Here is a 13,027-nt window from a genome sequence, read left to right on the forward strand (position 1 = left end):
GGCGGACCGGGCCCGCGAAGGCCCGGAGCATCGAACATCGACGCAGTGTCGCATCGACGTCACGCACCGCCGAGCAGCGCCTCGCGTACCCCCACCCAGATCTGCTCGCTCGCGGCGACCAGGAGGCCGTGGCCGTCGTCCCCCGGGCGGTAGTCGGTGCCGTCGAAGCGCCGGGCGACCCCGCCCGCCGCCCGGACCAGCAGGGCGCCCGGGGCGTGGTCCCACGGCAGAGTGCGCCAGAAGAGCACGAACTGCTGGTCGCCGGTGAGCACGTCCAGGTATTCGCGGCCGGCGCAGTGCTGCCCGGGGAGCAGTTCACCGAGCCGGTTGCCGCCCGCCTCGACCCGCGCCCTCGACGCAGGGGGCAGGAAGTGGGACATCGCGACGCCGCGCAGCGCGTGGAGTTCCGTCGTGCCCTCGTCGGTGCGCACCGGCCGGCCGTCGAGCCGGGTCCCCTCGCCGGCGCGTGCGACGGCCAGCGTCCCGGCGAGCGGGTCGAGGATCCAGGCGGCGACCGGATCCCCGTCGGTCAACAGCGCCACCATCAGCGCGAACGGCTGCCGGCCGGCGGCGAAGTTCGAGGTGCCGTCGACCGGGTCGACCAGCCAGACGTCGCCGGAGCCGCGCAGGTGCTCCAGCAGGGCCGGGTCGTCGGCGACCGCCTCCTCGCCCACCACGACCGAGCCGGGGCGCAGCCGGCGCAGCGCCGTCGAGATCATCTCTTCGGCGCGGCGGTCGGCGACGGTGACGAGATCGCCCGGCGCCTTCTCGCTGATGTCGGCGTCGTCGAGCTTGCGGAACAGCGGAAGCACGACCTGGTCGGCGGTCTCGCGCAGCAGACCGCCGACGTCGTCGAGCAGGGTGTCAGCCACGCGGCGGCAGCTTGACCACGCTGACGAAGAACTCGTCGATCTGCCGGACCACCGAGATGAAGCGCTCGAAGTCCACGGGCTTCGTCACGTACGCGTTGGCGTGCAACTGGTAGCTGCGCAGGATGTCCTCGTCGGCCTGGGAGGTCGTCAGCACCACCACCGGGATCCGGCAGAGTTGCTCGTCCTTCTTGATCTCCTCCAGCACCTCCCGCCCGTCGCGGCGGGGCAGGTTCAGGTCGAGCAGGATCAGGTCCGGCTGCACGACGTCGGCGTACTGGCCCTCCCGCCGCAGGTAGGCGAGCGCCTCGGCGCCGTCGGAGACGACGGTCAGCCGGTTGCGGAGCTTGTGCTCATCGAACGCCTCCTGGGTCATCAACACGTCACCCGGATCGTCCTCGACCAGCAGGACCTCGATCGGGCTCTTGCCGTCCGCCGGCGCGGTCATCCCACCGTCTCCCTCATGTCACCCGTTCTACCGCCTTCCGGCACCCGGTCGGGCCCGTCCGTGGTCTCCGTCTCGTCGGCGCGTCGGTCGGCCTGCGCCGGGGCGCCGCCCGTGCCGGCCTCGGCGGCGGGCCCGTCGCCGTCCCCGGTCACGGCCTCGCCGGTCGCCGGCTCGTCCGCCGCCGACGCGGCGGCCGCCTCGACGTCCTCGGGGAGCGCCGGGAGGGTGAAGCGGATCGCCGTGCCCTCCTCGGTGTCCGTGTCCACCCAGACCCGGCCGCCGTGGTACTCCACGATCTTCTTGACGATCGCCAGCCCGATCCCGGTGCCCGGGTACGCGTCCTTGGCGTGCAGCCGCTGGAAGATGACGAAGATCTTGTCGGCGAACTCCGGCTCGATCCCGATGCCGTTGTCCTGGCAGCTGAACTCCCACTCGTCGCCGACGAGGCGGGCCGAGACGTGCACCTTCGGGGGCACGTCGGGGCGGCGGAACTTGACCGAGTTGCTGACCAGGTTGGCCAGCAGGTTGGTCAGCAGCGGCTCCTCGCCACGGATGACCGGCAGCTCGTCCCAGGTCAGCTCCGCGTCGGCGTACTGGCGGGCCGCCTCGGTCTGGCCGGCCACGTCGCCCATGACCTTGTTCATGTCGACCTCGGTGAAGCCGGTGGTGAGCCGGCCGATCCGGGAGAAGGCGAGCAGGTCGTTGATCAGGCGCTGCATCCGCTGCGCGCCGTCGACCGCGAACGCGATGTACTGGTCGGCCCGCTCGTCCAACTGCCCCGCGTAGCGACGCTGGAGGAGCTGGCAGAAGCTGGCCACCTTGCGCAGCGGCTCCTGGAGGTCGTGCGAGGCGACGTACGCGAACTGCTCCAGGTCGCGGTTGGAGCGGGTGAGTTCCTCGGCCTGCTTCTGGAGCTGGCTGTTGACCCACTCGATCCGCTCCCGGGCCTCCCGCACCTCGGCCAGGTCCTTGGCGATCTTGCGCCGCATGGCGTCCACGTCTTCGGCGAGCCGGACGAACTCGGGTGGGCCGGCGCCGGCGATGCCGTGCTGGTAGTCGCCCTCGGCCACCTCGCGGACCTGGTCGGCGAGCCCGGTCAGCGGGCGGATGACCATCCTGTCCAGGGAGACCAGCAGCATGCTGCCGGCGATGATCACCACCGCGACGGCGGCGATCAGCAGGACGACCAGCAGGTTGCTCGTCCGCAGGACGTCCTCGGCGCTGCGCTGCCGGGCCTCGAAGATCTCCTGCTGGAGGTGGTCGACGGCGTCGCGTACGTCGTCGAACTGTTCCCGCGCCTGGTCGGTGACGAGCGCCTGCCCCGCGGTGGTGCCGTTCTGCTGCGTCGTGGTGATCACCGGCAGCGCCACCGCCTGGCGCCACGCCTCGGCCCGTTCCTCGACCGCCCGGATCTCCTGCCGAAGCTCCGGGTAGTCGCCGACCAGCCGCTGCATCGAGGAGACCAGGTCCTGCTCGCGCTTGCGGCCCGCCTCGTACGGCGTCAGGTCGGCCGGGTTGCCGCTGACCGCGTAGCCGCGGACCGCCGTCTCCTGGTCCAGCAGCGCGTTCAACAGCTCCTGCGCCTGCACCCGCAGCGGGCCGGTCTTGTTCAGGATCGCGTCGATGTGCGTCCGGTTCTTCGCCGCCAGGGCCACCTCGCCGGCGGCCAGCCCGATCAGCAGGACGGCAACGACGGTGAGCAGCGTGACGACCCGCCGGCGCAGGGTCCAGTCGCCGATGCGCGTCACCGGCCGCCGCCCCGGCTGACCAGGAGCATGGCGACGTCGTCGGCGAACGGACCGTCGTTGAGCTGCTCGGCGCGCCCGACCAGCCAGGCCGGCAGCTCCGCCAGCGGCACCGCGAGGGTCGCCGGGTCGGCGAGCAGTCCGCTGAGGCCCGGCACGTCGAGGCGCTCGTCGCCCTCGCCGGTCCGGCCCTCGATGAGGCCGTCGGTGTACATCAACAGGGACCAGTCATCGGTGTCGAACTCCAGGTCGTAGGCCACGGGCCGGCGGGGTCGTACGCCGAGCAGCAGGCCGCCGGGTGCCGGAACCGGCACCACCTTGCCCCCGGCGAGCAGCAGCGGCGGCGGGTGCCCGGCCAGCCGGACGGTGGCCCGGTTGGCGTCGAGGTCCAGCCGCACGGTGGCGACGGTCGCGAAGATCTCCTGGAGCCGGCGCTCGCTCATCAGCACCTGTTCCAGCGCCGGGAGCACCTCGTCGTCGGGCACGCCGGCGAGGATCAGCGCCCGCCAGGCGACCCGGAGCTCGACGCCGAGGGCCGCCTCGTCCACGCCGTGCCCGCAGACGTCGCCGACGATCAGGTCGAGCCGGTCGGGCCGGGTCTGCACCACGTCGTAGAAGTCGCCGCCGATGAGGGCGGCGTGCCGGCCGGGCCGGTAGAAGGTGTGCACCGCGACCACGTCCGTGGTCATCAGCGGCTGGGGCAGCAGGCCCCGTTCGAGGCGGGCGGACTCGGCCTGGCGCAGCTCGACCTCGCGCAGCCGCCGGGCGTTCTCGTCGGCCCGCTTGCGCTCCACCGCGTAACGCAGCGCCCGGGTCAGCAGCACCCCGTCGACCTGGCCCTTGACCAGGTAGTCCTGGGCGCCCTCGGCGACCGCGACGATGCCGAGGTGCTCGTCGGAACGGCCGGTCAGCACGCAGACGGCGGCGCCGCTGGACATCTCCAGCACCTGACGCAGCCCGTCGAGGCCCTGCGCGTCGGGCAGGCCCAGGTCGAGCAGGACGCAGTCGACGCCCATCACGCGCTGCCGCGCCTCGCTGAGGCTGGTCGCCACCAGCAGGTCGATCATCGAGTTGGTCTCGGCGAGCAGCTCGCCGACCAGGAAGGCGTCGCCCTCGTCGTCCTCCACCAGCAGCACCCGCAGCCGCTCGCCGGGAGGCAGGTTGGGATGACGTCCCATGCCGCCGTGCGGGTACGGCACGACGGAGGAACCGGCCAGGCCGGTCCCCCGGTGCGGCCGGGTCACCGCCGCGAGACGCGGGAGATCGCTGGTGATGTCGGGCTCCTTCCGAGTGCCCTGCTGATCCTGTATTAGACAACGTTCGCACACAACACGACGGGCTCCGTATGCGCGGGCATGGGTCGGATCACTACGCGGCGAGGGGCAAAGCGGACGTCTGCGCCCTCCCGGCCCGCACCGGGAGTCCCGCTGGCGGTCGCCGGGGTGCAGGATGGTGCCCACCCGAGCCCCGTCCCGAGGAGACCCCGTGGGCGCACCCCCCATCCGCCCCGCCGACCGCGCGTTGGCCCGGCCCCGTCGCCGGCTGGCCGCCGCCGCGGCGGCGCTCGCCGCACTCGTCGCCGTCGGCGCCGGCACCCTGCTCGACCTGCGCACCCCCGCGCCGCGCCCGGCCGACGCGCCGCCGGGCGAGTTCAGCGCCGCCCGGGCGTACGAGCACGTCGAGGTCGTCGCCGCGCGGACGCACGTGGCGGGCAGCCCGGCGAACGACCAGGTCCGCGCGCACGTCGAGGGGGTGCTGCGCGGCCTCGGCCTGGAGACCGAGGTGCAGGACACCGTCGCGCCCGAGGCCGGCCAGCTCAGCGGGGCGGCCGGCGGGGCCACCCTGGCCCGGGTCCGGAACGTGGTGGCCCGGCTGCCCGGCACCGACCCCACCGGCAAGGTCTTCCTCGTCGCGCACTACGACTCGGTGCAGTCCGGGCCGGGCGGCAACGACGACGCCGCCGGCACCTCGACCATCCTGGAGGTGGCCCGCGCCCTGGCCGCCGGCCCCCGGCCGCGCAACGACATCGTCTTCGTGCTCACCGACGCCGAGGAGGCGTGCCTGTGCGGGGCGGCGGCGTTCGCGTCCGGCCACCCGCTGGCCGCCGACGGCGGCGTGGTGCTCAACCTGGAGGCGCGCGGCTCGACCGGCCCGGTGATCATGTTCGAGACTTCGCGGGACAACGCCGCCCTGGTGGACGCCTTCGGCCGGGCCGCGCCGCACCCCGTGGGCACCTCGTTCGCCGTGGAGATCTACCGCGCGCTGCCCAACGACACGGACTTCACCGCGTTCCTCGACAACGACTTCGTCGGGCTGAACTCGGCGTACATCGACGGCGGGGCGATCTATCACACCCCGCTGGACACCCCCGCCGCCATGGACCGGGCCAGCCTCCAGCACCACGGCGACAACGCCCTCGGCCTCGCCCGCGAGTTCGGCCGGGTCGACCTGAGCGCGCTGGACTCCGGGCACGACGCCACCTACTTCCCAGTCCCGGGCGGGCTGGTCCGCTACCCCGGCTGGCTGGTGCTGCCCCTGGCGCTGCTCGCGCTCGCCGCCGTGGTGGCCCTCGGCTGGCTCACCCTGCAGCGGGGCCGCGCCACCGGAGGCCGGCTCGCCGCCGGGTTCGGGCTGGCGCTGCTGCCGCTCGTGCTCGCCCCGCTCGCCGCGCAGCTGCTCTGGGCGGCGGTCACCGCGCTCCGGCCCGGCTACGCCGAGCTGCTCGACCCGTACCGGCCGACCTGGTACCGGCTGGCCGTGGTGGCGCTCGCCGCCGCCGTCCTGTTCACCTGGTACGCGCTCACCCGCCGCCGGGTCGGCCCGGCCGCGCTCGCCATCGGCGGGCTGGGCTGGCTGGCCGTGCTCGGGGTGCTGCTCGCCGTGCTGGTGCCCGGTGGGGCGTACCTGGTCACCCTCCCGGCCCTGGCCGGCGCGGTGGCCGGGCTGGTCGCGCTGGGCGTGCGGATCGACGGTCCGTGGCCGGTGGTCGCGTCGACCCTGGCCGCCGCGGTGGCCGTGGTGATCCTGCTGCCCACCGTCGTCCTGCTCTTCCCGGCGCTCGGCATGGCGATGGGCGGGGTCGCGGCGCTGGTCGCGGTGCTGCTCGGCCTCGCCGCGCTGCCGGTGGTCGACCTGCTGCACCCGCAGGCCGGCGGGCAGCGCGGGCTGGTCGCCGTGCGCGCGCGCCGGCTCGGCGCGCTGCCGGCCGCCGCCACCGCGCTGGCGGCCGTGGTCCTCGCCGGGGTCGGGTTCGCCGTCGACCGCTTCGACGCCGCGCACCCCGCGCCCACCCACCTGATGTACGCCCTCGACGCCGGCACCGGCCAGGCCCGCTGGCTCAGCCACGAGGAGGACCCCCAGCCCTGGACCGACGGCTACGTCGACGGGGTGACCGAGGTCGCCGACTTCCCCGGCCTCGGCGACGCCGAGCTGCGCGCCGGCCCGGCGCAGGCGGCGGACCTGCCCGCCCCCAAGCTGGAGGTGCTCGCCGACACCACTGCCGGTGCCGAGCGCACCCTGCGCCTGCGGCTCGTCCCGCAACGCCAGGTCCGGCTGACCACCCTGCACGTGGACGCGGCGACGGCGACGGTGCTGCGGGCGGAGGTGGCCGGCCGCGCGGTGCCGGTGGAGGCCCGGGAGGGCCGCTGGGGCTTCGGCCTGGTCTTCCACGCCCCGCCGCCGGAGGGGATCGAGGTGACGCTGACCGTCGCGCCGAAGGCGGGGCAGGTGGCGCTGCGCGCGATGGACGCCAGCGACGGCCTGGACGCCCTGCCCGGCTTCCGCCCGCGCCCGCCGGACGTGGGGATCGTGGGCTCGCACAGCTCGGAGATGCTGGCCGTGGCCCGCACCTATCCGCTTTAGGGCAGGCGGGTGTGGCTCGTGTCCGAGCCACACCCGCACCTGTCAGCAGCGGGTCGCCGTGACGTCAGCTCAGCCGCGCGTCACCGTGACGTCGGCGCTGAAGGCACCGCTGCCGTTGCCCGGCTTGTCGTCGTTGATCCGCAGGTACAGCGTGCTGCCGGTGCCGTAGTAGGTGAACGTCGTGCCGGTCCCGGCGTACCGGTAGTTGCCGTTGGTCTTGGCCAGCAGCGAGAAGGCGCGGGCGTTCGTCATCGGGAACTTCGAGTCGTTGGCCATGTTCGTCCAGCCCTGTGGACCGTTCTCCCCGGTGAGCCAGACCCCGGACCAGATCAGCCCGGAAGCGCTGATCTGGGCCCGGTCGCCGTTCTGCAACCAGCAGCCGGAGTTGACGTCGTACGACGCCTCCTCGACCTGCTTGGTCTCCTCGCAGACGATCGTGCTGGTGGCCGCCGCCTGTGCCGGCGTCACACCGACCAGCGCGCTGCCCGCCACGGCCGCCGCCACCGCCAGCCGGACCGATACCGTTCCGAACCTCATGTCGTCCCCCTCCAGATGGTTGCCGTTACGGAGATCAACACTAGGAATTTGGAGGTCGGGGCACCTCAGTGCGAGCACGTAATTGGTGTCGGCCAGGGGTCAGTCCGCCAGGAAGGTCAGCACCGCGAGCACCCGCCGGTGGGTGTCCGGCTCGTCGGCCAGGCCGAGCTTGGCGAAGATGCTGCGTACGTGGGTCTCCACGGTGCGCTCGGAGAGGTGGAGGTCGGCGGAGATGCCCCGGTTGGCCCGGCCCGCCGCCATCCGGGCCAGGATCTCCCGCTCACGCGGTGACAGCGCGCCGACACCGACCGACACGCGCGGGCGGCGCAGCAGCCGGTCGACCACGATCGGATCGATCGCCGTGCCCGCCGCCGCTACCTCGCGCACGTCGCGGAGGAACCCGGGGACGTCGGTGATCCTGTCCTTGAGCAGATAGCCGATCCCGCCGCCGGGCTGCTGGAGCAGGGCCAGCGCCTCCCGGTGCTCCAGGTGCTGGGACAGCAGCAGCACGGCGACGCCGGGGTGACGCCGGCGTACGGTCAGCGCGGCGCGGACGCCCTCCACGGTGAAGCTGGGCGGCATGCGGATGTCGACGATCGCGATGTCCGGCTGGTGCCGGGCGACAGCGGCCAGCAGTTGCTCGCCGTCGCCCACCTCGGCCACGACCGTGATGCCGTGCCGCTGAAGCAACAGCGCCAGGCCGCTGCGCAGCAGTACGGAGTCGTCGGCCAGAACGGCCCGGGTCATGACGCCGCGAGTGGCATGACGGCGCGTACCGTCGTGCCACGCCCCCGGGCGCTCGACACCCGCATGGTCCCGCCGCACGACTCGACACGCTCCCGCAGGCCGTGCAGCCCGCCACCGGGCACCGCGTGCGCGCCGCCGATCCCGTCGTCGTGGACGGCGACCTCGACCCGGCCCTCGCTGGCGGTGAGCGTGACGGACACCCGGCCCGCCCGGGCGTGCTTCTGGCTGTTCGTCACCGCCTCCATCGTGACGAAGTAGGCGGCGACCGCGACCGGTTCGGGCAGCGTGAGGTGGCTGACCCGATCGTCGACCAGGACGGGGACCGCGGCGCGCTCGGCGATGGCGGCCACCGCCCCGGAGAGGCCGTGGCACACCAGGGCCGCCGGGTTCATGCCCCGGACGAGGTCGCGCAGGTCGGCGATCGCCTGCTCGACCTCCGCCGCGCCGCGCGCGACCAGGGCGGGATCGTCCTGTCGCAGCATCATGGCGGCGGCGAGCAGCCGCTGTTGCACTCCGTCGTGCACGTCACGCTCCACCCGGCGGCGCTCCCGGTCGCGGGCCCGGAGCAGGTGGCGGCGCTCGGCGCGGTGCATGCTGAGCGCGGCCCCGACCGGGATCAGCGCCGCACCGAGGGCGTAGAGCGTGGTCGGCCAGTGCCCGGAGCCGTAGGCGACAGTGCTCAGCATCGCCGTGCACAGGCCGTTCGCTGCCAACGCGGCCCAGAACGGGGCGTACACGTGCCGTTCGGCGCGGTCGGCCCGGCGGTACCGCACGATGAACAGCCCGGCAAGGAACGCGCCGACCAGCGGATAGGACCACGCCCGCAGGTGCAGCAGCTGACCGGTGCTCAGCGCGCCGGCTGCCATCGCCCCGGCGACGAGCACCGGCCAGTACGCGTAGCCGGCTGCGGCGACGAGCCGCTCCCACCGCCCCCGCAGTCGGCTCGACGACACGATGAGACCGGCATGCAGGTGCATCGGGTCGTGCACGATGCTCAGCATCATGCCGGCGGTGAACAGGGCGGGCAGGGTGACGCGACCCCAGGCGTCCAGCAGCCACACCAGGCCACAGGCCACCAGCAGCGGCCCGACGCGGTTGTCGGGGCGCTCCCGCCACAGCCGCAGTCCCACCTCGACGTGCAGGACCCCGGTGACGGCGAGGCAGGCCAGCTCCCAGGGTTCCGTCCAGTACAGCGCCAGCAGCGGTCCGCACAGCAGCGTCACGGTCGCGACGCGGAGCGGCCACCGTAGAAGTTCCATGATCAGGATGTTGCCGCGTGGTCGCAAGCATCGGTGTACGTCCGTCGGCAGCCCGACTTTCCGCCCCCGAGTGGGTCGGGAAGCGGAATTCCTACTTCCAGCGGAAGTGGACGAAGAGGCGGCCGAAGTTCTTCGAGTCCTTCTCGACGCGGTGGTAGAGCTGCTTGACGTCCTTCTGGTCGAGGAAGCGCAGCACCCGCTTCTTGAGCTGGCCGGAGCCCTTGCCGGGGATGATCTCGACGAGGGTGGCCTTCTTCGCCACGGCCTCGTCCATGATCCCGCGCAGGGCCCGGTCGATGTCCTGGCCCTTGTTGAAGATGTCGTGCAGGTCCAGCTTCAGCTTCATCGCGCACCCGCCGGCAGCTCACGTCCCATGACGCCGATGGTAGGCGCCCCGCGGCGTCCACCGCGATGCCCGGTGATCAGGACGGCATGGACGTTACCCGGCAGTTTCATGGTCCATGGCGTCCTGATCACCCCGACGCCTGGCGTTGCGCGTTCCGTGACGAGGACGCGGGCGGGGCAGCTCTGCCGAGCTGCCCCGCCCTGTGCGCCCGCTCTGTCAGCGGCCGCCCTCGACCCGGGCCTGCACCCGGTCCAGGGCGACGCGGTAGTCGTCGTTGCCGCTGTGCATGGCCGCCGCGATGCGCAGGTGCCGCAGCGCGTCGGCGTGCCGGTTGAGCCGCTCCAGCGTGCGGCCCAGCACGTGGTGGGCGTAGTGGTCGGCGGGGTCCCGGTCGATCAGCTCCCGCAGCTGCGCCTCGGCCCGGTTGAGCTGGGCCGACTGGAAGTACGCGCGGGCGAGCAGCTGGCGCACCGAGGCGTTGCCGGGCTCGGCCGCCACGATCGGTTCGAGCAGCCGGGCCGCCCCGGTCGGGTCACCGGCCTCGAAGAACATGGTCGCCCGCCGGTACTCGGCCAGAAGGTCCATCCGACCCACCCCCTCGTGTCGCGCCACTGTCCCGACGCTGGCACAACATCCGCCGTACCGCGACTGTTCCCGGCCGGGAACCGCCGGCTCCGGCCGGCGATCGCGGCGTCACCGGAGCCGACGGCGGGGGACGGGAGGCGGGTCAGGTGGAGGCGCCGTGCCGGCCGGCGGCCAGCTCCCAGGCGCGGACGCCACCGACGATGCCGGCGGTGTTGGGCACCACCACCACGTCGTCACCCATCCGGGCGAGCTGCTCGGGGCGGATCAGCCGGGAGTTGCCGCCGCCCAGGTAGAGCCGGTCCCAGCGGAACACGGGGCGCAGCCCGTCCACGACCTGCCGGATCCGGCGGGACCAGAACGCGTCCCCGAGCCGGCGCCGCTCCGGCTCCCCCACGTACGTGTCGTAGGTGGTGTTCCAGCGCACCGGGGCGTGGGACAGCTCCAGGTGCGGGGCGAGCACCCCGCCGTCGAAGAGCGCGCTGCCCAGCCCGGTGCCGAGGGTCAGCACCAGCTCGCAGCCGGTACCGGCGACCACCCCGGCCCCGTGCACCTCGGCGTCGTTGAGCACCAGCGCCGGTACCCCGAACGCCTCGGCGAGCGCGGTGCGCGCGTCGTACCCGGACCACTGGGCGACCAACCCCGGGTCGACCTTCGAACGCGGCCCGGAGCGCGTCACGTAGTGCGGGGTGGCCACCACCACCCCGTGCCGGATCATGCCCGGCAGGCCGACGGTGAGCCGGTCCGCCGTGGGCAGCCGGCCGGCCAGGTCCAGCAGCGTCTTCACGAAGAGCGCCGGCGGCAGGGGGTACGGCGTGGGTACCCGCAGCGGCTGCGCGCGCATCGTGCCCGCCTCGTCCAGCACCGATGCCTTGATCCCGCCGCCGCCACAGTCGATCGCCAGAGTGGTCACCACCCGAGCAGTGTGCCGCGTACCTCCGGAGCGTGGAGCACGGGTGGGCGATCGGGGCGGGATAGGGTCGGGCACTGATGAGCGCGACGATGATCGTCAAGGGGCTGGCCGCGGGGCACGGGGACCGGGCGCTGTTCGCCGGGTTGGACCTGGTGGTCGCGCCGGGGGACGTGGTGGGGCTGGTCGGGCCGAACGGGGCCGGCAAGTCGACGCTGCTGCGTACCCTCGCCGGGTTGTTGCCGGTCGAGGCCGGCAGCGTGACGCTCAGCCCGCCCACGGCGAGCGTCGGGCACCTGCCGCAGGAGCCCGAGCGGCGGCCCGGCGAGACCGTGCGGGACTTCCTGGCCCGGCGCACCGGGGTCACGGCCGCGCAGGCCGCGCTGGACGAGGCGACGGTCGCGCTCACCGACGGCGCGCCCGGTGCCGACGACGCCTACGCCGAGTCCCTGGAGCGCTGGCTCGCCCTCGGCGGGGCGGACCTGGAGGAACGGGCCGAGCAGGTGGCCGCCGAGCTGGGCCTCACGGTCGACCTGGAGCACCCGATGACCGGCCTCTCGGGCGGTCAGGCGGCCCGGGCCGGGCTGGCCTCGCTGCTGCTCAGCCGCTACGACGTCTTCCTGCTCGACGAGCCGACCAACGACCTGGACCTGGCCGGCCTGGAGCGGCTGGAGGAGTTCGTCACCGGGCTGCGCGCCGGCACGGTGCTGGTCAGCCACGACCGGGAGTTCCTCGCCCGCACGGTCACCCGCGTGCTGGAGCTGGACCTGCACCAGCAGCAGATCCGGCACTACGGCGGCGGCTACGCGGGCTACCTGGAGGAACGCGAGGTGGCGCGCCGGCACGCGCGCGAGGACTACGAGGAGTACGCCGACACCCGGGCCGGCCTGGAGGCGCGCGCCCGCACCCAGCGGGCCTGGATGGAGAAGGGCGTGAAGAACGCCCGCCGCAAGGCCACCGACAACGACAAGATCGGCCGCAAGTTCCGCGCGGAGGCGACCGAGAAGCAGGCGGCCAAGGCCAAGCAGACCGAGCGGCTGATCGAGCGGCTGGAGGTGGTCGAGGAGCCGCGCAAGGAGTGGGAGCTGCGGATGGAGATCGCCGCCGCGCCCCGCGCCGGCGCCGTCGTGGCCTCGCTGCGCGACGCCGTCGTACGCCGGGGCGACTTCACCCTCGGCCCGGTGACCCTCCAGATCGACTGGGCCGACAAGGTGGCGGTGACCGGGGCGAACGGCTCCGGAAAGTCCACCCTGCTCGCCGCCCTGCTGGGCCGGCTCCCCCTCGACTCCGGGCACGCCGCGCTCGGCCCCGGCGTGGTGGTCGGCGAGGTGGACCAGGCCCGGGGACTCTTCCTCGGCGACGTGCCGCTGATCGACGCGTTCGGCGCCGCCGTACCGCAGCTGTCGCCGGCGGACGCGCGCACGCTGCTGGCCAAGTTCGGCCTGCGCGCGGGACACGTGCTGCGGCCGGCGGCGACCCTGTCGCCGGGCGAGCGGACCCGGGCGGCGCTGGCGCTGCTCCAGGGGCGCGGGGTGAACCTGCTGGTGCTGGACGAGCCGACGAACCACCTGGACCTGCCCGCCATCGAGCAGCTGGAATCGGCGCTGGCCAGCTACCCGGGCACGCTGCTGCTGGTCACCCACGACCGGCGGATGCTCGAAGCCGTGACGACCAACCGGCGGCTGCGGGTGGCCGCCGGACGGATCGCCGAGGATTGATCCGT

Annotated in this window: 12 protein-coding genes; 2 read left to right on the plus strand and 10 right to left on the minus strand. The window is 73.8% G+C overall.

Annotation, left to right across the window (positions count from 1 at the left end):
• Positions 1-59 precede the first annotated feature (59 nt).
• From DER29_RS24405 to DER29_RS24420, 4 genes are read right to left on the minus strand one after another with little or no spacing between them, the layout of a single operon-like run.
• On the minus strand, positions 60-872 hold the full coding sequence (locus tag DER29_RS24405) for an inositol monophosphatase family protein (protein WP_121399951.1): 813 nt from the start codon (positions 870-872) through the stop codon (positions 60-62).
• Entirely contained in the window at positions 865-1,317 is a 453-nt protein-coding gene (locus DER29_RS24410; protein WP_121399952.1) for a response regulator, read from the minus strand. Before DER29_RS24410 ends, DER29_RS24405 begins: the two co-directional genes overlap by 8 nt.
• Complete coding sequence (locus DER29_RS24415) at positions 1,314-3,065, minus strand: ATP-binding protein (protein ID WP_233600121.1); 1,752 nt, start codon at positions 3,063-3,065, stop codon at positions 1,314-1,316. Before DER29_RS24415 ends, DER29_RS24410 begins: the two co-directional genes overlap by 4 nt.
• Complete coding sequence (locus DER29_RS24420) at positions 3,062-4,240, minus strand: PP2C family protein-serine/threonine phosphatase (RefSeq protein ID WP_121400162.1); 1,179 nt, start codon at positions 4,238-4,240, stop codon at positions 3,062-3,064. Before DER29_RS24420 ends, DER29_RS24415 begins: the two co-directional genes overlap by 4 nt.
• A 307-nt stretch (positions 4,241-4,547) precedes the next feature.
• Between DER29_RS24420 and DER29_RS24425 the strand changes: the two genes are divergently transcribed.
• Positions 4,548-6,923 (plus strand): M28 family peptidase, encoded by a 2,376-nt coding sequence (locus DER29_RS24425; RefSeq protein ID WP_121399954.1) that lies wholly within the window; start codon positions 4,548-4,550, stop codon positions 6,921-6,923.
• Between the two features lie 69 nt (positions 6,924-6,992).
• Here DER29_RS24425 and DER29_RS24430 read toward each other — a convergent pair whose 3' ends face one another.
• The 6 genes from DER29_RS24430 to DER29_RS24455 form a co-directional block, all read right to left on the minus strand.
• Complete coding sequence (locus DER29_RS24430; RefSeq protein WP_121399955.1) at positions 6,993-7,460, minus strand: hypothetical protein; 468 nt, start codon at positions 7,458-7,460, stop codon at positions 6,993-6,995.
• 99 nt (positions 7,461-7,559) lie between these two features.
• Entirely contained in the window at positions 7,560-8,207 is a 648-nt protein-coding gene (locus DER29_RS24435; RefSeq protein ID WP_121399956.1) for a response regulator transcription factor, read from the minus strand.
• Positions 8,204-9,466: a sensor histidine kinase gene (locus tag DER29_RS24440; protein ID WP_121399957.1), complete on the minus strand. Its 1,263-nt coding sequence runs from the start codon at positions 9,464-9,466 to the stop codon at positions 8,204-8,206. Before DER29_RS24440 ends, DER29_RS24435 begins: the two co-directional genes overlap by 4 nt.
• 91 nt (positions 9,467-9,557) lie before the next feature.
• On the minus strand, positions 9,558-9,812 hold the full coding sequence (locus DER29_RS24445) for a Smr/MutS family protein (protein WP_088987488.1): 255 nt from the start codon (positions 9,810-9,812) through the stop codon (positions 9,558-9,560).
• A 216-nt stretch (positions 9,813-10,028) separates the two neighbouring features.
• Positions 10,029-10,397 carry a M48 family metallopeptidase gene (locus DER29_RS24450; protein WP_121399958.1) on the minus strand — a complete coding sequence of 123 codons (369 nt, stop codon included), beginning with the start codon at positions 10,395-10,397 and terminating at the stop codon, positions 10,029-10,031.
• 142 nt (positions 10,398-10,539) lie between these two features.
• Complete coding sequence (locus DER29_RS24455; RefSeq protein ID WP_121399959.1) at positions 10,540-11,310, minus strand: ROK family protein; 771 nt, start codon at positions 11,308-11,310, stop codon at positions 10,540-10,542.
• A gap of 74 nt (positions 11,311-11,384) precedes the next feature.
• On the opposite strand from DER29_RS24455, the gene DER29_RS24460 reads away from it, so the two are divergent.
• Positions 11,385-13,022 (plus strand): ABC-F family ATP-binding cassette domain-containing protein, encoded by a 1,638-nt coding sequence (locus DER29_RS24460; protein ID WP_121399960.1) that lies wholly within the window; start codon positions 11,385-11,387, stop codon positions 13,020-13,022.
• Positions 13,023-13,027: the final 5 nt, after the last annotated feature.

The sequence above is a fragment of the Micromonospora sp. M71_S20 genome (assembly GCF_003664255.1).
Taxonomy (GTDB): domain Bacteria; phylum Actinomycetota; class Actinomycetes; order Mycobacteriales; family Micromonosporaceae; genus Micromonospora.

Excerpts from the sequence above, each read along its gene's own strand:
- DER29_RS24410 (WP_121399952.1), bottom strand. The coding sequence starts at position 1,317 with ATGACCGCGCCGGCGGACGGCAAGAGCCCGATCGAGGTCCTGCTGGTC.
- DER29_RS24420 (WP_121400162.1), bottom strand. The coding sequence starts at position 4,240 with ATGGGACGTCATCCCAACCTGCCTCCCGGCGAGCGGCTGCGGGTGCTG.
- DER29_RS24430 (WP_121399955.1), bottom strand. The coding sequence starts at position 7,460 with ATGAGGTTCGGAACGGTATCGGTCCGGCTGGCGGTGGCGGCGGCCGTG.
- DER29_RS24435 (WP_121399956.1), bottom strand. The coding sequence starts at position 8,207 with ATGACCCGGGCCGTTCTGGCCGACGACTCCGTACTGCTGCGCAGCGGC.
- DER29_RS24440 (WP_121399957.1), bottom strand. The coding sequence starts at position 9,466 with ATGGAACTTCTACGGTGGCCGCTCCGCGTCGCGACCGTGACGCTGCTG.
- DER29_RS24445 (WP_088987488.1), bottom strand. The coding sequence starts at position 9,812 with ATGAAGCTGAAGCTGGACCTGCACGACATCTTCAACAAGGGCCAGGAC.
- DER29_RS24450 (WP_121399958.1), bottom strand. The coding sequence starts at position 10,397 with ATGGACCTTCTGGCCGAGTACCGGCGGGCGACCATGTTCTTCGAGGCC.
- DER29_RS24460 (WP_121399960.1), top strand. The coding sequence starts at position 11,385 with ATGAGCGCGACGATGATCGTCAAGGGGCTGGCCGCGGGGCACGGGGAC.